Source organism: Methylobacterium sp. 1A, assembly GCF_058072805.1.
In genome coordinates this window covers 619,944-637,352 of record NZ_JBYQVE010000002.1, presented here as the reverse complement: position 1 = coordinate 637,352, position 17,409 = coordinate 619,944, and the positions used below count along the sequence as shown (strand labels likewise).

The following is a 17,409-nucleotide window of genomic DNA, read 5'->3' as shown; positions in this document are numbered from 1 at the left end:
GGCGGCCGCGTACAACGATGGCGCGCCGCCCGACGTATCATAACGACGGCCGGGGACCGGAACATCTGATCATGCGTGGTACTCTGGTCGTCGCGACCCTTCTCGCCTTCTCGGTGATGCCGGCCGCCATCGCGGCCAATCCGGTGCGGGACGTGCTCTGGGTGGCGCTGCAGGGCTGCGTGCTCGCCAAGAAGGCCGCGGGCCGGAGCTTTCCCTGCCTCGCGGTCGATCTCGGCGACGCGGCGCGCCCGGGAACGGCGGTGCTGCGGGCGCCGGGCCAGCCCACCCACACGGTGGTGATGCCCACCGACAGCGTCTCGGGCATCGAGGCCCCCGTGCTCCAGGGACCGCGGGGAGCGGCCTACTGGCGGGCGGCGCTCGCGGCCCGGCACTACGTGTCGGACGCGCTGCAGGGTCGCTTGCCCCCCTCCGCGGTGGGCCTGGAGGTGAATTCCGTGGGCGGCCGCAGCCAGGATCAGCTGCACATCCACCTCGACTGCATGCGCCGGAGCGTCACGGCGGCCCTGAAGGCCCACGGCGACGCCGTCGGCGACAGCTGGGCTCCGTTCCCGGTGCCGCTGGCGGAGGTGTCCTACCTCGCCATGCGGGTCCCGGCGGACGCGGTCGCGGCGTTCAACCCGTTCGCCGCTCTGGCCCGCGTGCCCGGCTGGCAGGGCCACCTGCACGACGCGAGCTTCGCGGCGGTGGAGGCCGATCCCGGGGATCCGCGGGGCGGGATGATCCTGCTCGCCTATCGGGAGCCTGAGGCCAGTGCCGAATACCTGATGGATCACGGCTGCCGGGTGGCCAGGCACGGCCGGGCCGGCTGACCGGCGGCCGAGCCCAGCCGTGCCGAGCCGCGGCCACTGTTGCTGCTACGTTCTATCCCTCGGGGGCACGAATCGGGCATAGAGCGAGCATGCGCATGCCGGTGCTCAGCTTGTCCGCGATGCTCCTCCTGACCACCGGACCTGCGGTTGCGGGGCCGGCCGCCGGAGCCACCGATCCGGCCGAGCTGGAGCGCGCGTGGCACCGCTGCCTGCGGGACGCCACGGGGCATCAGCCGACGGGGCAGAGCCGCGCCGGCGACGAGCGCAACGCCCTCGACGAGTGCAAGGCCCGCGAGGATGCCCTGGTGGCGGCCCTGATGTCCGGCGCGCGCCCGGCGGACGCCCGCACCGGCACGGTGTGGTCACGGACCTGGGCGGCGTTCGTGGAGCCGCTCACCGCGTGGCTCGGCGCGCTGCGGCGCTGAGCGCGTCGCAGTCTCCGCGCCGATCGTGCCGGGGAATACGGCGTCAGGCGCCGCCGATGCCGGTCGTGACCGTGCCGCTGCCCCGGCAATCGGAGCACTGCGCGTCGGCGACCTTGCCGGTGCCGCCGCAGGTCCGGCAAAGGTTCTCGCCGGTGCCCGGCGTGCCGGGCGGGGCCTCGTCCCCGGGTTTGCGCGGATCCGCCTCGGCCATCGTCAGCCCTCTCCGGACGCCCGTTCCTGACCGGCAAACCGTGTCGGTCCGGCGCTGTTCCCGGTCGCGTGCGTCGTCGAGGCTCGGTGCCGTCCGCGGCGTCGCACCGCGCACGGCCCGGCGAACCGCGGCCCGCGCGGGCCGTTGGCCGACCATGAGCGATCAGACATCCAAGCCGCACCCGGATCCCGTCACCGAGGCGCGCCGGCGCGAGATGGCGACCGAGCACCTTCTGTTCGGGACGATGCGGTTCCTGGCGCGGCAGAACCCGGAGTTGCTGGACGAGCTCGAGGGCAGCCTCGTCCACCTGTGGGATACGGTCGAGGGCGAGGCGCGGGACGATGAGGCCGTGCGGACCATCGCCCGGCGCATGCTCAAGGGGCTGCGGGCCGAGCGATGATCGGCCCGGCCCGGCTCACCGCTGGGCGGCGTCGGTCACCTTGATGGTCGGGATCATCGCCACGGCCTGCGCGGTCACGCGGTCGAACGTCTCCCCGGTCAGGCCCCGCTCCGTCGCGAGCTTCCGGATCCGGTCCGCGTGCTGCGAGAGGGTCAGGCCGAAATAGGTCTTCTCTGCCGCCTGTTCGACAGACTCGTTTGCCACGTGTTCACTCCTGTTCATGGTCGGTGAGGCGCGCTGATTTGGGCCAGAGCGGCCGGGGCTTCAACCCCCGGCCGCGGCCACCGCACCCCGGCCATGAATCGCGGTCATGGCCGGGACGCCGTAGGCGCGCGGTCTTGCCGACGCCCTGTAGCCGCCGGCCCGCCGCTATCAGCGGTTGCAGCCGATGCAGATGCCGCGGGTGATCGCGTCGTTGCGCTCCTCGACGGCGTCGCGGCGCTCGATGCTGCCGGTCTCGTTCGGGCCGAGGGCGCCGGGATTGGGCACCGTCTGGCCGGTCGCGGCGGTATGGGGCGCCTTGGCGGTGGTGGCGGGCCCGCCGCCGGTGCCCGTCTGGCTCACCGGGTCGGCCCAGGCGGTGACAGAGGCCAGGGTCAGGGCGGCGGCCATGGCGAGAGTCGCGGATCTGCGCATGTGAAGCTCCCAGCACTGCGTGCGTCGGTCTGTGCGAAACTGACGCACGCGCGCGCGAGAAGTTCCCGCCTCCGCGCGCGATCGGCACCCCGGCGCGAGTCGTTCGGCGGCTGAATGCGGCCGTTCACCTTCGGGCGTAACGGCTAAGCCATTTTGAGAACTGTCTTCGCTTCCGAATTGGGGAATCGTGGTGCTGTAACATTCGGAGGCGTACGTCATGAACCCGACCGTCAAGGCCGTGCTGCTGAACGAGCGGGCCTCTGTGCTCTCGGCGATCGCGGCGCGTCAGGGCACCGTCTCCGACCTCCTCGTGCAGATCAACGGCGTCGAGAACGATATCTGGCGGCTGCGCCACCGCCTCATCGATATCGAGGCGTACCTGGTCGGGCATCGCGTCGAGCTGCCGGATCTCGGCGAAGGGCAGACGGAGCATGCGGACGGGACGGAGGTTCTCGTTCCGCGCAATGCGGCGCCGCAGGCCGCGACCCGGTCGGTCGAGGTGATCGGCCTGCCGACCTGCAAGCCCCTCGGCGATTTCGTCCGCCCGAAGACGTCCGCGCGGAAGGCCCAGGCGGCCGCCGGGCCCCGCCAGGTCGAGACCGCCTGAGGTCGTCCGGGGATCACGCCCATGCACCGCATCCGCCTGGCCCTTCGGCGGAGGGCCCCCGTGCCGCCGGCGCCGGCGCTGCCCGAGAGCCTGACCCGCTACGTGTCGCCGCCGGCTCCCGAAGCCGGCTTGATCACCGCGCCGCTCCGGGACATCGGCATGGCGCTGCTCGTCGGTGTCGTCGTCGCGCTCGTCGGCGGCCGGATTCTCGAAGCCTGGTAGCCGGTCCTGACTGTGTCCCGGCCATGGCCTATGAGGATCGGTGAGGATCCCGAGGGGGTGGACGGATGGGCAACGGCGACGGCAGCGGCGCGCCGAGAGCGAAGATCGCGGAGGTTCAGCGCCTGGCCACGGCGCTCGCGGCGCGCGTGCGCTACGCGCAGCTGGTAGGCCGCCCGGTCTACGAGGCGCAGATCTCCGCGCTGGTCGGCGCGGCCCGCCTGATGGATGAGGAGAGGGCCCCCTGGCCGCCGATGGTGGAGGAGGTGCTGACCGAGCTCGCCCGCGCGATCGAGGAGACCGAACCCGCCGCGGAAGGCGAGGCGGACGATTCTGGGGGAGACCCGGCGAAGGACGCGCCCGGACAGCCCTGAGCGCACCGCTCCCGTCGCCAAACCCCCGTCGCCAGCTCCGTCGCCACCCCCGTCGCCACCCTTGTAACGGTCATCGCGCGATCGCGCCGGACCTCCGGCCGGGATCGCCCGGAGATGGGCCGCGCCTGTCGCGCGCTCTCAGCCAGATGGCGGCATCCAGCATGACGACGGGCGCCACCGCCAGGGCCGCGGCCAGGGTGCGGTTGCGCCGCGGGTTCGAGGGCGTGGCGCGGGTCGCCAGCAGGGCGGCATCGAGGAGATCCCCGCCCACCCGCAGGCCGAGATGCCGCTCCGGCTCGGCGGCAGCCAGGATCGCCGCGCCCGAGGCGATCTCGCGCAGGCCGTAGAGCTGGATCAGGCCCTCGTGGCCGTCGAGGCCGGTCGCCGCGGCGACGCGCCGGGGCGCGAAGGTCTCGGCGAGGCCGAGCCCGATCCCGAACCAAGCCAGCCCGCGGGCCATCTGCCTGTCATCCATCTGCGATCCTGCTCCGCGCGGCCACCGGTCCATGGTTGGCCAACCGGGCGGTTCCGGCCGTGTTCCGGACCGCCGCGAGGCCGGAACTTCGGGGCGAAGGGCTGATTGATCAGTGTGCCGGCACGGAGATCCGCGCCGTCGCCGCAGTGCGACGATCGCCTCCGGTCGCACGCCCTCAACCCGCTCGCGTCGTGAAGGCGATGGCCGCATGATCCTGAGCCTGCAGGCCGTGCAGGTCGCGACCGGCAGCGACGATGCCGAGAGTCAGCTCGTCTTCGCCGACGGGTTCCTGGTCGCGATCCTGGTCCGTCTCTCGGCGCAGCACGGGGCCGATGCCGGGAAGTGGTTCCTCGAAGCCGGGTTCGGCCCGATCGATCCCCTCGGGCCGCCGCTGTTCGCGGACCTGCCGGCGGCCCGGGCCTGGATCATGCGGCAGCTGATCGCCGCGGCCTGACGGCGGCGACGGCGAAACTCGGGGTGATCCTCAGGACGGCGTCCCGAGCCAGCGGAGCGAGCGTCTCAGCCGGGCCGCACCGTCCGCGGCGAACCAGAGTCCGTGCGCGAACACGACCCGTTCCGGCGCCAAGCCGACGAGATCCGCGGCCGCCCGCGCGGCGTCGCGCCGCCGGAGCCTGATCACGAGGCGCAGGTAGGGCGGCGGCTCGCCGTGCGGCGGCGTCATGCGGGCGAGGCGCAGGAGCGGACGCAGCAGCGCCGGCATCTTCGCCGGCTCCAGGTTGAGGACGAGGTCGGTCAGGATCAGCGTGCGGCTCGCGCCGTGGAAGAACGCGACTTCCCGGAAGCCGAACCCGCCCGGCACGACGACCTGGCGCAGGTCCGCCGCCCAGTCGGGCGGCGCCGCATCCTCCAGGACCCGGTCGACGCGCAGGCCGGCGCGTCGGACTTGGCGGCGCTCGCGCAGGTTCGGGGCTGCCCAGGTCAGGGCCTCCGGACACTGGGTCTGCCAGTCCTTCAGGAAGGTCCAGTGGGCGATGTTGGGCGCGACCAGGTGGCGGATCGGTCCGAGCGCGGCGATCGCGCGGTGCAGGCCCGCGTCGTAGCGCGTGGGGGAGTGCAGCCAGACCGATCCGTCCCCGAGACGGACGACGGTCATCCGGACGGGCAGGGGGATGCCGAGGGCGCGGAGCGGCCCGCTGTCGACGATCCAGACGCCCTCGGCCACTGGCTTGAGCACGTCGAGGGGTGGATAGGTCGCGTCCGGCAAATCCCGCTCTCTTCCTCGGCTGCGGGACGTCACGCGCCCGCTCCCGTGCAACGGCGGGGCCGCGGCGGGTTTCCCGGATCGATCGCCGCAGGCCCGGGGCGTCTCACGCCCGCGCGCAGTCGGGCGCGACCGGCTCCATCGGCTGGACCGGGGCGGCGCGCAGCAGCGCGATCGCGAGACCGAGGATCGTCAGCACGTCGCAGGTCAGTCCGAAGACCGAGCCGACCAGGAGATTGTGCCCGGCCCAGCACAGGGAGGCGCCGAGGAAGAGCTGCCGCATCGCCTGCGGCGCCGCCTGGAGCCGCGCGCCGGTGTCGAGCAGCGAGCCCGCGGCCGCGCAGGCCGACGGCCAGCCGTTCCACGTGGCCGCCGTCAGGCACGCCGCCGCGAGGGTGCTCGCGGCGAAGACGGGCGGCACCCAGCCGCCCCGGCCGGGCGCGCCGACGCAGCGGAGGGAGACGAGGCTCTGCAGCACCGAGATGGCGCACATCGCCGTCCCGGTGAGCGCCCCGAGCGTCAGGTAATGCGCGCCGAAGCAGGCGGCACAGGCCGCCGAGGCCGCGAGGATCCAGGCGCGCCGCGGCATCACCCCCGCAGTAAAGCCCAGGATCAGGCCCAGCGACCCGAACAGATCGAGGTGCGTCGCGGCGGCGGCGGACCAGGAATACAGGAATGATGCGGCGTTCATCGTGCGCGACCGGCCGGCGCAAGGGCGCCGTTTCAGTCGATCGCGCTAGGATCGCCCGGTAATCGGATGGTTAACGCCGCCTCCGGCGACGATCGCGACCCGGCGAGCGTGGCCGCGCGGCCGCACCGCGGTCCCGCGCGGCGACCCGCCGTGCCCGCATATCCGTGGGCCCGATCATCGGTCATTCCGTGTGTCGATCGGCATCATGAGAGTATTCAATTAAAACAAGATATTTAAACTCCGGGATTAACATAGATCAGGGGCCGATCCGCGCGTATTGCGCAGGGAACAATGCCTGCGGCTTCCGGTTCTCCGGGCATTCGAGTCGGGACGACACCGCGGCCGGTCGGGCGGGGGTGCGCGCGCCGGCTACCGGTGGTGTGAACCGACGCTCCGATGCAGCTTCCCACGTATGACGATCACCATCCCGTCGCCGCGCGGTTCCGGGACTTCATCGGGCCTGGACGACGCCCGCATCTACCTGGCCCTGCTCGCCTTCCTCTGTCGGTACGGCGCGGTACCGCGCGCAGCCGGGCCTGTTCCGGAGCTTCGCGGTGCTGTTCGACCGGGGACGCCCGGCAGGTCGCCGCCGGTCGGCCGTCGGGCGCCTTCGTGATGCGCCGGATGGACAGCTGAGGGCCGACCGATGACGCGTTCCGTTCCGATTGCCGCTCCGTTTCCCGAGGACGAGGAGGCGGTGCTGGCGCTGGCGCGCGCCCTGCGCGAGACCGGCTACACCTTCACCACCGTGACTCCGGCCACCCACGCCCACGTCAACGCCCGGCCGCGGCACGCCGAGGCGCGCAGCCTGCGCGATGTGTTCGGTTGGAGCCGGCCGTTCCGCGTCGACCTGGTCCCGGAGCCGATCCTGCGCCTGATGCGGGCGGCCGGCGCTGTGCTCGAGGACGGCCCGCTGCTGCGGCCGACGCTGCGCGTCTCCAGTCTCGACGGCGAGCTGTTCGCCCATTCCGCGTATCCTCCGAGCGGGGCCGACGCGGTGTTCTTCGGGCCCGACACGGCGCGTTTCGCCGCGGCGGTGATCGCGCATCTCGAGGCGCGGTCGCGGCCGGTGCGCCGCGCGGTCGATATCGGCTGCGGCTCGGGCGCGGGCGGGATCTGCGTCGCCAAGAGGGCGCCGGGCGCCGAGGTGGTGCTCGTCGACATCAACCCGGCGGCCATGCGGGCGGCGCGCGTCAACGCCCGGCTCGCCGGGACCGACGGGGTCGATGTCCGCCGCAGCGACCTGCTGCGCGACGTCGAGGGCCCGTTCGACCTCATCGTGTCGAACCCGCCCTTCATGATCGACACGGCGGAGCGGGCCTACCGGCACGGCGGCGGCCCCCTCGGGGCCGGGCTGCCGCTCGCGGTGGCCGAGCAGGCGGCCGGGCGGCTCGCGCCCGGCGGCAGCCTCGTCCTGTTCACCGGCGCGGCGATCGTCGACGGCGAGGACCCGTTCCGCGACGCCGTGGCCGACCTCTGCGACCGGGCCGGGCTGGACTGGACCTACCGCGAGTTCGATCCGGACGCGTACGGCGAGGAACTCGCGACGCCCGCCTACGACGCGGTCGAGCGGCTCGCCCTCGTCGTCCTGACCGCCACGCGCCCGGTGACCCGGCCATGACCGACAGCTCGACCGACAGCTCGACCGACAGCTCGACCGACACCTTCCTCCGGGACGCCCTCGCGGGCCTCTCCGCCGAGCCGAAGACGCTGCCGGGAAAGTATCTCTGGGACGAGACCGGCTCGGACCTGTTCGACAGGATTTGCCACAGCGCCGACTACTACCCGACCGCGCAGGAGATGACCGTCCTGCCGCAGGTCGCCGCCGACGTGGCGCGCCGGGTGACGCCGGGGGTGACCGTCGTCGAGTTCGGCAGCGGCGCGAGCCGCAAGATCCGCACGCTCCTCGACGCGCTGCCCGAACCGGCGGCCTACGTGGCGATCGACATCTCCGGGGCGTACCTGGAGGCCGCGATCCGGCGGCTGGCCGCCGATTACCCCGGCATCCCGATGATCCCGGTCTGTGCCGACTACTCGCAGCCGGTCCAGCTGCCGCGAGGTGCCGGGCCGGGGGGCATCCTGGGCTTCTATCCGGGAACGAGCATCGGTAACTTCGACCCGCGCGGGGCCCGGCAGTTCCTCGAGCGCGCGCGCGCCACGCTCGGGCCGAGCCTCTTCCTCGTCGGCGCGGACGGCACCGCCGACCCGGACCGCCTGCAGCGCGCCTACGGGCGCGCCGACGGCCTCATGGCCGCGTTCCACCGCAACATCCTGACGCGGCTGAACCGGGAACTCGGCGCCGATTTCGACAGCGACAATTTTCGGCACGCCGTGCGGATCTGCCCGGACCCGCTGCGGGTCGAGGCCCACCTCGTCGCGACCCGGCCGGCGAGCTACCGGCTGGGCGACCGGACCATCGCGTTCGCGGCGGGGGAGAGCGTCCGGACCGACACGTCGCACAAGTACCCGGCGGACGCCTTCCGGGCGCTCGCGGCCGAGAGCGGCTGGCAGCCCCGCGCCCTGTGGACGGGGGACGGCGGAGATTTCAACCTCCACCTGCTGCAGGCGGAGGCCTGACCCGGCGCGGAACTCTTCTCCCGACACGCTCGCGCGCGCCGGGCCAGTAGTTAATCCGGCGGCGGGCGCGCTAGACGGCCTCGATCGGCGCGTGCTTGCCGTCGTGGGCGGAGCCCGACTCCATGCTCCGCGTCTCGCCGGCCTGCCGCTGGTCCCGGGCCGGCGGCGGGTAATCCGTCAGCGGGCGCCAGGGGGCGGACGGAGTGCCGAGGCGCGCGCCGGACGGCCGCATCGACATCCAGATCGCGACGGCCATCCACGGGACGACGAAGAAGACGAAGGCGGCGAGCCCCACGGCGATCCTCCTTAGGTACGGTGACGCCGGGAGAACGCCGGAACAGCGGCCGCGGATCCGACGCGATCGGGCCTGGAGACCGGCGCGGTCAGAACCTACAAGGTTGGGCCGCTCGGCCGGGCCCACCGGACCTGATCGGCGGCCCCGCCGGGCGCGGCCCGGTCCGGACGCCCGCGCGGCGCCGCGCAGCCTGCTGGAGCGAGCAATGACAGATCTTTCCGGAAAGACGGTCCTGGTCACGGCGGCGGGTCAGGGGATCGGGCGCGCCAGCGCGCTCGCCTTCGCCCGCGCCGGGGCGCGGGTCCACGCCACCGACATCAACGCGGACGCCCTCGCCGACCTGCGCGCCGACAGCCTGAGCACCGCGACCCTCGACGTGCTGGACGCGGAGGCGGTCGGGGCCCTGGTCGCGCGCATCGGCGCGGTCGACATCCTGTTCAACTGCGCCGGCACCGTCCACGCCGGCACCATCCTGGAGATGCGCGACGACGAGCTCGACTTCGCCCTCGACCTCAACGTCAAGGCGATGATCCGCACGATCCGGGCGGTCCTGCCCGGCATGCTGGAGCGCCGCGACGGCGCCATCGTCAACATGGCCTCGGTGGCCTCCTCGGTGAAGGGCGTGCCCAACCGCTTCGCCTACGGGGTGACGAAGGCGGCGGTGATCGGCCTGACCAAGGCGGTGGCCGCCGACTATGTCGGCCACAACATCCGCTGCAACGCCATCTGCCCCGGCACGGTGGAGAGCCCGTCGCTGCAGGAGCGCATCCGCCAGCAGGGCGACTACGAGCAGACCCGCGCGGCCTTCATCGCGCGCCAGCCGATCGGCCGGCTCGGCACGCCCGAGGAGATCGCCGACCTCGCCGTCTACCTCGCGGGCGCGACCTACACGACCGGCCAGGCCGTCGTGATCGACGGCGGCTGGACGATCTGATCCGCCGGGGCGGGCCTCAGAACCGGGCGACCAGCGCCACGCCGCCGATCATCAGGGCGCCGCCGAGGATGCGCCACAGGCCGGCCTCGTGGACCTTGAAGCCCACGAGGCCGAAATGGTCGAGCAGGATCGACGTGACGACGCCCGCCGTCACGATCAGTCCGAGAAAGGTGGCCGCCCCGATCCGCGCGGAGACGGAGAGCTGCGCCATCGTCAGGCCCGCGCTCATCACGCCGCCGAGCCATGCCCACCAGGGCACCTGCGCGAGGCGGTCCAGCGTCGGCCACCCGTACTGCCCCGTCACCAGCATGGCGACGCAGATCGCCGCGACGCTGACGACGAGGCTCACCACGCCGGCGAGCAGCGGCCGCGCGAGGGACTTGGCGAGGCCCGCGTTCTGGCCCGGTTCGATCGCGGTGGCGATGCCCGCGAGCAGCGCGAAGCCGTACAGGAAGAGCATGCTGGGATCCTGAGGATGGGAGGCGGTCGGCGGATCGACGGTCCCGTCAGAACGCCGCCACGAGGGCGACGCCCGCGACCATCAGCGCGCCGCCGAGGATGCGCCAGCGCCCGGCGCGGTGGCGCGCGAAGCCCACGAGGCCGTGATGGTCGAGGAGGATCGAGCCGACCACGCCCGCGGTGATCACGCAGCCCAGGAACGGCGCCGCGCCGACTTTCTCGGAGATGTAGAGCTGCGCCAGGACGACCGCCGCCCCGAGCACGCCGCCCGGCCAAGCCCACCAGGGCACGGGCGTGGCCGCTTCGGCCTGGGAGCGGCCGCGCAGCCGGGCGACGGCCATCGCGGCGAGGAAGCAGGCGATCGCGAGGCCGAAGCAGAACAGGCCGGCCAGCATCGGCTGCCCTGTGACCTTCGCCAGCGTGGCGTTCTGGCCCGGCTCGATGGCGTTCGCGACGCCGGCCACGAGGGCGATGCCGTAGAGATACCACTTGGACAAGGCGGCGCCTTCCCGACGAGGAGCGGATCGCACCCGGACGGGGCGGTCTGCTGCCAAACCCGCCGCCGCGCCGGGTGACTGCATCACAGGCCCGGTCGGCGCCGGGACACATCGCCCCAGGGCGGGGCGGGGCAGGGTGAGGCCGGGCGGGCCGGGCGCGGCGCGGGAACGTTTCCGGCCCCTCGCGTGCTGTGCCTGTGGCAGCCCGAGTGGACGATGGACGCCCGCAGCCCGACGATCACGCCGACGACGCAGGACCGTCAGGCCGAGCTGACCCTGCGGGGGATCGCGCTCGGCGCGGCCATCACGGTCGTGTTCATGGCCGCCAACCTCTACATGGGCCTGAAGACCGGGATGACGTTCTCGTCCTCGATCCCGGCCGCGATGATCTCGATGGGCGCGTTCCGGCTGATGGGCGGCGCCGGCATCCTCGAGAACAACATCGTGCAGACGCAGGCCTCGGCGGCCGGCACCCTGTGCAACGTCATCCTGGCGCTTCCCGGGCTCGTCCTCGTCGGCCACTGGCACGGCTTCCCGTTCTGGCAGACTACGGCGGTCTGCCTGCTGGGCGGCCTGCTCGGCGTCGCCTTCTCGATCCCGCTCCGCCGCGCGCTCGTGTCGGGCAGCGATCTCCCCTATCCCGAGGGCATCGCCGCCGCGGAGGTGCTCAGGACCGGCCACGAGGAGCAGGGCGGCCACGGCCTGCGGGACCTGCTCGGGGCCGCCGCGGCCGCCGGGACGATCGGGCTCGCCACCACGGGGCTGAAGGTCCTGGGCGAGGGGCTCAACGGCGCGGTCAGCCTCGGCGGCGCGGTGTTCCGCACCGGGACCGGCTTCTCGCTGGCGCTGGTCGGCGTCGGCTACCTCGTGGGCATCGGCGCCTGCCTCGCGCTGCTGACCGGCGTCCTGATCGCCTGGGGGATCGCGGTCCCGATTCTCACCGCCCTGTCGCCCGATCCCGCCAAGTCGGCGGGCGCGGCCGCCGAGGCGGTCTGGTCGGGCCAAGTGCGCCTCATGGGCGCCGGGATCATCGCGGTGGGCGGGCTCTGGACCGTGGGCTCGCTGGCGCGCCCGATCCTCGGGAGCATCCGCGCCGCCCTGTCGGGCAGCGGCGGTCTCGGCAAGGATCACCCGCGCGAGGACCGCGACCTGCCGATCACCTGGGTGGCCGCCGCGACCCTGGGCCTGTGCGTGCCGCTCGCGCTGCTGTTCTGGGCCTTCGCCGGGGCCGCCGACCTCGGCGGCCTGACGATCGTGCTGGTGGTGGCCGCCACCCTGTTCACCGTCCTGTTCGGCTTCCTGATGGCGGCGGCCTGCGGCTACCTCGCGGGCCTGCTGGGCTCCTCGTCGAGCCCGATCTCGGGGATCGGCATCCTGACCACGATGGCGACCGCGCTGCTCCTGCCCCTGGTCCTGGGGCATTCCGCCGGGCCCGAGGGAGACCGGTTCGTCACCGGCATGGCGCTGCTGCTGACGTCGGTCATCATCACCACCTCGTCGATCGCCAACGACAACCTGCAGGACCTGAAGACCGGGCAGGTGCTGGGCGCCACGCCCTGGCACCAGCAGGTCGCGCTCATCCTCGGCGTCGGGGTCGGCGCCGTGGTCATCGCCCCGCTCCTGTCGCTGCTCTACGAGGCCTACGGCTTCGTCGGTGCCCCCGCGCGGGACGGGCAGGACGCGGGGAGTGCCATGCCGGCGCCCCAGGCGGCCCTGATGACCCAGATCGCCAACGGCATCACGCATGGCGAGTTGCCCTGGACCATGGTGCTGATCGGCGCCGGGCTCGGGGTGGTCCTGGTGGCGGCCGAGACGTGGCTGAAGCGGCGCGACCTCACCTTCCCGGCCCTGACGGTCGGCATCGGCATGTACCTGCCGCTCTCGGTGGAGATGACGATCGCCATCGGCGGCATCCTCGGCTGGGTCGCCGAGCGCCGGCTGCGCGCCCGGGTCGGCGCGAAGGGCGACGCGAAGGCCGACAGGGCGGTCGGCACCGCCCGCCGCCGGGGTGTCCTCCTCGCGTCCGGGTTCCTCGTCGGCGAGAGCTTCGTGGGCGTGCTGCTCGCCGGCACCGACCTCCTGGCGGGCCACAGCGCGGCGATCGCCGTGGCCGGCAAGGATTTCGCGCCCTACGCCACCGGGCTCGGCCTCGCGGTCTTCCTGGCGGGACTCGCCGTCTACCTGCGGATGGTCTCGCGACCGGAAGCGGTCCCGCGGGAGGCGTGACGGATCCGCCGGCGCCCCGGGTGGGTTCCCCGCAGGACGCCGTCGCCCGCGCGGCCGCGGCCTCCGCCACGCCGGAGTTGCGCATGAGAGCGGCTGAGAGAGCGGCTGACAGAGCGGCTGACAGAGCGGCTGACAGAGCGGCTGACAGAGCGGCCGACACCCGGGAGCGCGTTTTCCCCGTGAGCGCCGGCATCCTGTTCGGGCTCGGCCTCGGCGGCTTCTTCGACGGGATCGTGCTGCACCAGATCCTGCAATGGCACCACATGCTGAGCAGCTGGTACCCGATCGACACGATCCCGAACCTCGAGCTGAACACCCGCTGGGACGGCCTCTTCCACAGCGCGACCTACGTCTTCGTGGTCCTCGGGCTGTTCCTCCTCTGGCGCGCCGCGCACCGCACGCACCTCTACTGGTCCAGCAAGCTGCTCGCCGGGTCGCTCCTGATCGGCTGGGGCCTGTTCAATCTCGTCGAGGGCCTGATCGACCACGAGATCCTCGGCGTGCACCACGTCAACGAGCGGGCACCGCCGGAGCAGTGGCTCTACTGGGACATCGGCTTCCTGCTCTGGGGCGGCGCCATGCTGGCCGCGGGCCTGGGCCTCGTGGTGGTCGGTAAGGGCGAGGAGGCGTCGCTGGCGCGGGATCCCGCGTGAGGGCCGCCGGTCCCGGCCTGCGCCCACTCCTGCCCTGGCTCGCCCTGGCGGCCGGCCTGATCCTCGCCACCCTGCCGGCCTGGCGGCCCCTGGTCTTCGGGACCGCGCTCACCGTCGAGGATCTTCTCACGCTCCGCTGCCTGACGCGCTGAATCCCGCGTCCCGGCCCGTTCCGTAGGCCCCTTCTCACGCCCCTTCGGCCGCCTCGCCGAGCAGCGTCCGGACGAACCGGCGGGTGCGCGGGTCGGCCGGCCGGGCGAAGACGTCGGCGGCCGCGCCCTGCTCGACGATATGCCCCCCTTCCAGGAACACCACCGTGTCGGCGACGCGCCGCGCGAGGCGCAGGTCGTGGGTCGCCATCAGCATGGTTGTGCCCGCGTTCGCGAGGCCGGCGAGCACGTCCACCACCTCGGCGGCGAGTTCCGGGTCGAGGGCCGAGGTCGGCTCGTCGCAGAGCAGCAGGCGCGGGGACGGGGCCAGCGCCCGGGCGATCGCCACCCGCTGCTGCTGGCCGCCCGACAGGCTGGCGGGCCAGTCCGCGGCCTTGTGGGCGAGGCCGACGCGCTCCAGCAGCTCCAGGGCGCGCGCCCGCGCCCGGTCCTGCGGCCACTTGCCGACGGTGACGAGCCCCTCGGTGACGTTCTCCATCACGGTCCGGTGGGGGAAGAGCTGGAAATTCTGGAACACCATGCCGGTCTGCCGGCGCACGGCGAGCACGTCCCGCCGCGCCGGCGGGCTGCCGGGCCGGAAGGTGAGGCGTATGTCGCCGAGGGTCAGCGTCCCGGCCTGCGGGACCTCCAGCAGGTTCGCGCAGCGCAGGAGCGTCGACTTGCCCGAGCCCGAGGGGCCGATCAGCGCCGTGACCCGCCCCTCCGGCACCGCGAGGTCGACGCCGCGCAGGACCGGGTTGTCGCCGAACCGCTTCTCGATGGCCGACAGGGCGATCACGCGCGGGCCTCCAGGTAGCCGCCGTAGCGCCCGAGGCGCCGCTCCAGCAGCGTCTGGAGCCAGGACAGCAGCGTCGACAGGACGAGGTAGATCAGCGCCACCTCGATGTAGAGGATCAGCGGCTCGTAGGTGACGGCGACGATGCGCTGGGCCGCCTGGAACAGCTCCGGGACCGTGATGGCGGCCGCGAGCGAGGTGTCCTTCACCAGGGCGATGAAGGAGTTGGCCAGCGACGGCACCGCCACCCGCGCCGCCTGGGGCAGGATCGTGCGGCGCAGGGCCTGGACCGGCGTCATGCCGGTGGCGTAGGCCGCCTCCCACTGCCCCTTCGGGATGGAGGCGATGGCGGCGCGGACGATCTCCGACGTGTAGGCGCCGACGTTGAGGGTGAACCCGATCACGGCGGCTGGGAAGGCGTCGATCAGGATGCCGGCGCTCGGCAGGCCGTAGAAGATCACGAACAGCTGCACGAGGAGCGGCGTGCCCCGGAAGATCCACACGTAGAACCACGCCAGGGCCGCCAGGGGCCGGGGCGCGAACAGGCGCACGAGGGCGGTCCCGAGCCCCAGCGCGAGGCCCAGCACGAAGGTGATGAGCGTCAGCGGCACGGTGAAGCGCAGGCCGGCCGCGAGCAGCGGCCCCAGCGACTGGAGCATGAGGTCGAGCCAGTGCGGCACGGGGCGGCGTCTCCTACCGGGCGATCGAAGCGTGGGGCTGTACGAGGCGGCGCCCGGGCGGGACTCGTCCGGGCGGGCCCTCTGCGGACGGTCTACTTGGAGACGTCGGCCCCGAAGTACTTCTGGGCGATCGCCGCGTAGCTGCCGTCGGCCTTGATCGCCTCCAGCGCCTTGTCGATCGCCGCCTTCAGCGCCGGGTTGTTCTTGCGCATGATGATCCCGGAGGCGTCCGCGTCGGCCTGCTCGGCGGCGATCTTCAAGGGGGCGTTCGGCTTCTGCTTGTGGAAGTCCAGGAACGACAGGCTGTCGTTGACGGTGGCGTCGGCGCGGCCGGTGAGGACGAGCTGGACCGACTGGTCGAAGCCGTCCGTCCCGACGAGCTCGGCGCCGGACTGCTCGGCGAGGCGCGCGAAGTTGCTGGAGAGGCTCTGGGCGGCCTTCTTGCCCTTGAGATCCGCGAAGGACTTGATGTCGGACCGGTCCGCCCGGGTGATCAGCACGGCCCGCGCGCGGATGTAGGGCTCGGAGAAGTCGAACTTCGCCTGCCGCTCCTTGGTGATGCCGACCTGGTTGATCACCACGTCGTAGCGCTTGCCGTCGAGCCCGGCGATCAGCCCGTCCCACTTGCCCTCGAGGAATTGCGGCGTGACGCCCAGCTGCTCGGCGACCTTGCGGCCGATCTCGACGTCGAAGCCGACGAGCTGCCCGGACGCGTCGTGGAACGTGAAGGGCGCGTAGGTGCCCTCGGTGCCGATCCGCAGGGTCTTGGCGGCGCGAATCGCGTCGAGATCGTCGGCCCGCGCGGGCGCGCCGGCGATTGCGCCGAGGAGCGTCGCCACGACGAGCGCCGCGACGCGGCTCGCAGAGAAGAATCGCATTACAGTAGCTCCGAAAAGAAAACGCCGTTCTCGTGCGGCCGCCGCGCCTGATCTCGGCTGTCGATGGACAAAGCAAAGAAGATCTCGGCCGTACAGGAAAGCCGGTGGGCTTGTCGACAGCGCGTTGCGCGCCCCGAACGCGCCAGGATCGCGGCCGCGTGCTAAGAGGCGGCCGGATCCCGCCCGCGGACACGGTCATCCGCCGGGATGCGCGATCCCGGCAGAAGGACCGCGCATGACCTCGTCCGTCCCCGCCTATCGCGGCGTCTTCCCGGTCGCCCCCACGGTCTTCGACGCGTCGGGCGCCCTCGACCTCGACGGGCAGCGCCGGGCCGTCGACTTCATGATCGACGCCGGCAGCCAGGGCCTGTGCATCCTGGCCAACTTCTCCGAGCAGTTCGTCCTCACCGACGACGAGCGCGAGCGGGTGATGCACGCCGTGCTGGAGCACGTGGCCGGCCGCGTTCCGGTGATCGTGACGACGACGCACTTCGCCACGCAGGTCTGCGCCGAGCGCTCGCGCCGCGCCCAGGAGGCCGGCGCCGCGATGGTGATGGTCATGCCGCCCTATCACGGCGCCACGATACGGGTGCCGGAGCTCGGCATCGTCGACTTCTTCCGCGCGGTCTCGGACGCGATCGCGATCCCGATCATGATCCAGGACGCGCCGGTGGCCGGCACGCCGCTGTCGGCGCCGCTCCTGGCGCGCATGGCCCGGGAGATCGCGAACGTCGCCTACTTCAAGATCGAGACCGCGGGCGCCGCGGCCAAGCTCCGCGAGCTGATCGCGCTCGGCGGCGACGCGGTCGTGGGCCCCTGGGACGGCGAGGAGGCGATCACCCTGATGGCCGACCTCGACGCCGGCGCGACGGGTGCGATGACCGGCGGCGGCTACCCGGACGGCATCCGCCAGATCACCGACGCCTACGCGGCCGGGCGTCGCGACGAGGCGATGGACGCCTACGCGCGCTGGCTGCCGCTCATCAACTACGAGAACCGGCAGTGCGGCCTGCTCGCCTGCAAGGCGCTGATGGCCGAGGGCGGGGTGATCGCGAGCGAGACCGCGCGGCTGCCGATCCAGCCCCTGCACCCGGCGACGCGGGCCGGCCTGATCGAGCTCGCCCGGCGGAACGACGCGCTGGTCCTGCGCTGGGGCCGCTGAGCCGCTCGCCCCG

At 72.9% G+C, this 17,409-nt stretch carries 26 protein-coding genes; 14 read left to right on the top strand and 12 right to left on the bottom strand.

Annotation, left to right across the window (positions count from 1 at the left end; all coding sequences use genetic code 11):
* The first annotated feature begins 71 nt into the window (after window positions 1–71).
* Window positions 72–830 carry a CDP-diacylglycerol diphosphatase gene (locus ACX9MN_RS23310; RefSeq protein ID WP_447715017.1) on the top strand — a complete coding sequence of 253 codons (759 nt, stop codon included), beginning with the start codon at window positions 72–74 and terminating at the stop codon, window positions 828–830.
* 95 nt (window positions 831–925) lie between these two features.
* Entirely contained in the window at window positions 926–1,255 is a 330-nt protein-coding gene (locus tag ACX9MN_RS23305; RefSeq protein ID WP_244491794.1) for a hypothetical protein, read from the top strand.
* Window positions 1,256–1,298: 43 nt separating this feature from the next.
* Here ACX9MN_RS23305 and ACX9MN_RS23300 read toward each other — a convergent pair whose 3' ends face one another.
* The gene (locus ACX9MN_RS23300; protein WP_020090984.1) at window positions 1,299–1,466 is read right to left on the bottom strand and encodes a hypothetical protein; all 168 of its coding nucleotides are present in this window, start codon (window positions 1,464–1,466) and stop codon (window positions 1,299–1,301) included.
* A gap of 154 nt (window positions 1,467–1,620) precedes the next feature.
* Here ACX9MN_RS23300 and ACX9MN_RS23295 point away from each other — a divergent pair, with 154 nt between their 5' ends.
* The gene (locus ACX9MN_RS23295; RefSeq protein WP_170868072.1) at window positions 1,621–1,866 is read left to right on the top strand and encodes a hypothetical protein; all 246 of its coding nucleotides are present in this window, start codon (window positions 1,621–1,623) and stop codon (window positions 1,864–1,866) included.
* 15 nt (window positions 1,867–1,881) lie between these two features.
* On the opposite strand, the gene ACX9MN_RS23290 is transcribed toward ACX9MN_RS23295, so the two are convergent.
* Complete coding sequence (locus ACX9MN_RS23290; protein WP_020090982.1) at window positions 1,882–2,070, bottom strand: hypothetical protein; 189 nt, start codon at window positions 2,068–2,070, stop codon at window positions 1,882–1,884.
* 168 nt (window positions 2,071–2,238) lie between these two features.
* On the bottom strand, window positions 2,239–2,502 hold the full coding sequence (locus ACX9MN_RS23285; protein ID WP_026604594.1) for a hypothetical protein: 264 nt from the start codon (window positions 2,500–2,502) through the stop codon (window positions 2,239–2,241).
* Between the two features lie 217 nt (window positions 2,503–2,719).
* Between ACX9MN_RS23285 and ACX9MN_RS23280 the strand changes: the two genes are divergently transcribed.
* The 3 genes from ACX9MN_RS23280 to ACX9MN_RS23270 all read left to right on the top strand — a co-directional run bounded on the left by ACX9MN_RS23280 (window position 2,720) and on the right by ACX9MN_RS23270 (window position 3,702).
* A complete protein-coding gene (locus ACX9MN_RS23280) occupies window positions 2,720–3,109 on the top strand; it encodes a hypothetical protein (RefSeq protein ID WP_100251590.1) in 390 nt (129 codons plus the stop codon).
* 21 nt (window positions 3,110–3,130) lie between these two features.
* Window positions 3,131–3,331 (top strand): hypothetical protein, encoded by a 201-nt coding sequence (locus ACX9MN_RS23275; RefSeq protein ID WP_020090979.1) that lies wholly within the window; start codon window positions 3,131–3,133, stop codon window positions 3,329–3,331.
* A gap of 65 nt (window positions 3,332–3,396) precedes the next feature.
* Window positions 3,397–3,702, top strand: coding sequence for a hypothetical protein (locus ACX9MN_RS23270; RefSeq protein ID WP_489725575.1), 306 nt, complete (start codon window positions 3,397–3,399; stop codon window positions 3,700–3,702).
* Between the two features lie 70 nt (window positions 3,703–3,772).
* Here ACX9MN_RS23270 and ACX9MN_RS23265 read toward each other — a convergent pair whose 3' ends face one another.
* The gene (locus tag ACX9MN_RS23265) at window positions 3,773–4,177 is read right to left on the bottom strand and encodes a hypothetical protein (RefSeq protein WP_489725574.1); all 405 of its coding nucleotides are present in this window, start codon (window positions 4,175–4,177) and stop codon (window positions 3,773–3,775) included.
* Window positions 4,178–4,385: 208 nt separating this feature from the next.
* Here ACX9MN_RS23265 and ACX9MN_RS23260 point away from each other — a divergent pair, with 208 nt between their 5' ends.
* A complete protein-coding gene (locus tag ACX9MN_RS23260) occupies window positions 4,386–4,631 on the top strand; it encodes a hypothetical protein (RefSeq protein ID WP_091676084.1) in 246 nt (81 codons plus the stop codon).
* Between the two features lie 30 nt (window positions 4,632–4,661).
* Here the strand turns inward: ACX9MN_RS23260 and ACX9MN_RS23255 are convergent, their stop codons facing one another.
* Together ACX9MN_RS23255 and ACX9MN_RS23250 are read right to left on the bottom strand one after the other, a co-directional pair.
* Window positions 4,662–5,402 (bottom strand): DUF4336 domain-containing protein, encoded by a 741-nt coding sequence (locus ACX9MN_RS23255; RefSeq protein ID WP_489725573.1) that lies wholly within the window; start codon window positions 5,400–5,402, stop codon window positions 4,662–4,664.
* 103 nt (window positions 5,403–5,505) lie between these two features.
* Window positions 5,506–6,090, bottom strand: coding sequence for a YgjV family protein (locus ACX9MN_RS23250; RefSeq protein ID WP_489725572.1), 585 nt, complete (start codon window positions 6,088–6,090; stop codon window positions 5,506–5,508).
* Between the two features lie 646 nt (window positions 6,091–6,736).
* On the opposite strand from ACX9MN_RS23250, the gene ACX9MN_RS23245 reads away from it, so the two are divergent.
* On the top strand, window positions 6,737–7,711 hold the full coding sequence (locus ACX9MN_RS23245) for a methyltransferase (protein ID WP_489725571.1): 975 nt from the start codon (window positions 6,737–6,739) through the stop codon (window positions 7,709–7,711).
* Window positions 7,708–8,667 (top strand): L-histidine N(alpha)-methyltransferase, encoded by a 960-nt coding sequence (gene egtD, locus ACX9MN_RS23240; RefSeq protein WP_489725570.1) that lies wholly within the window; start codon window positions 7,708–7,710, stop codon window positions 8,665–8,667. Before ACX9MN_RS23245 ends, egtD begins: the two co-directional genes overlap by 4 nt.
* Window positions 8,668–8,737: 70 nt before the next feature.
* Here egtD and ACX9MN_RS23235 read toward each other — a convergent pair whose 3' ends face one another.
* Window positions 8,738–8,962 carry a hypothetical protein gene (locus ACX9MN_RS23235; protein WP_020090971.1) on the bottom strand — a complete coding sequence of 75 codons (225 nt, stop codon included), beginning with the start codon at window positions 8,960–8,962 and terminating at the stop codon, window positions 8,738–8,740.
* Window positions 8,963–9,167: 205 nt separating this feature from the next.
* Here ACX9MN_RS23235 and ACX9MN_RS23230 point away from each other — a divergent pair, with 205 nt between their 5' ends.
* Entirely contained in the window at window positions 9,168–9,896 is a 729-nt protein-coding gene (locus ACX9MN_RS23230) for an SDR family oxidoreductase (protein ID WP_489725569.1), read from the top strand.
* 16 nt (window positions 9,897–9,912) lie between these two features.
* On the opposite strand, the gene ACX9MN_RS23225 is transcribed toward ACX9MN_RS23230, so the two are convergent.
* On the bottom strand, window positions 9,913–10,356 hold the full coding sequence (locus ACX9MN_RS23225; protein WP_020090969.1) for a DMT family transporter: 444 nt from the start codon (window positions 10,354–10,356) through the stop codon (window positions 9,913–9,915).
* 46 nt (window positions 10,357–10,402) lie between these two features.
* Window positions 10,403–10,852: a DMT family transporter gene (locus ACX9MN_RS23220; protein WP_056522921.1), complete on the bottom strand. Its 450-nt coding sequence runs from the start codon at window positions 10,850–10,852 to the stop codon at window positions 10,403–10,405.
* Window positions 10,853–11,068: 216 nt separating this feature from the next.
* On the opposite strand from ACX9MN_RS23220, the gene ACX9MN_RS23215 reads away from it, so the two are divergent.
* From ACX9MN_RS23215 to ACX9MN_RS23205, 3 genes are all read left to right on the top strand, one after another.
* Window positions 11,069–13,078 (top strand): OPT family oligopeptide transporter, encoded by a 2,010-nt coding sequence (locus tag ACX9MN_RS23215; RefSeq protein ID WP_489725568.1) that lies wholly within the window; start codon window positions 11,069–11,071, stop codon window positions 13,076–13,078.
* 179 nt (window positions 13,079–13,257) lie between these two features.
* On the top strand, window positions 13,258–13,731 hold the full coding sequence (locus tag ACX9MN_RS23210) for a DUF2243 domain-containing protein (protein ID WP_489725567.1): 474 nt from the start codon (window positions 13,258–13,260) through the stop codon (window positions 13,729–13,731).
* Window positions 13,728–13,883, top strand: coding sequence for a hypothetical protein (locus ACX9MN_RS23205; RefSeq protein WP_489725566.1), 156 nt, complete (start codon window positions 13,728–13,730; stop codon window positions 13,881–13,883). The genes ACX9MN_RS23210 and ACX9MN_RS23205 overlap by 4 nt, the downstream gene beginning before the upstream one ends.
* Window positions 13,884–13,917: 34 nt before the next feature.
* Here the strand turns inward: ACX9MN_RS23205 and ACX9MN_RS23200 are convergent, their stop codons facing one another.
* The 3 genes from ACX9MN_RS23200 to ACX9MN_RS23190 form a co-directional block, all read right to left on the bottom strand.
* Window positions 13,918–14,679: an amino acid ABC transporter ATP-binding protein gene (locus tag ACX9MN_RS23200; RefSeq protein ID WP_091926431.1), complete on the bottom strand. Its 762-nt coding sequence runs from the start codon at window positions 14,677–14,679 to the stop codon at window positions 13,918–13,920.
* A complete protein-coding gene (locus ACX9MN_RS23195; RefSeq protein ID WP_091926432.1) occupies window positions 14,676–15,356 on the bottom strand; it encodes an amino acid ABC transporter permease in 681 nt (226 codons plus the stop codon). The genes ACX9MN_RS23200 and ACX9MN_RS23195 overlap by 4 nt, the downstream gene beginning before the upstream one ends.
* Window positions 15,357–15,448: 92 nt before the next feature.
* Complete coding sequence (locus ACX9MN_RS23190; protein ID WP_489725565.1) at window positions 15,449–16,234, bottom strand: amino acid ABC transporter substrate-binding protein; 786 nt, start codon at window positions 16,232–16,234, stop codon at window positions 15,449–15,451.
* 235 nt (window positions 16,235–16,469) lie between these two features.
* Between ACX9MN_RS23190 and ACX9MN_RS23185 the strand changes: the two genes are divergently transcribed.
* Entirely contained in the window at window positions 16,470–17,396 is a 927-nt protein-coding gene (locus ACX9MN_RS23185) for a dihydrodipicolinate synthase family protein (protein WP_489725564.1), read from the top strand.
* Window positions 17,397–17,409 lie beyond the last annotated feature (13 nt).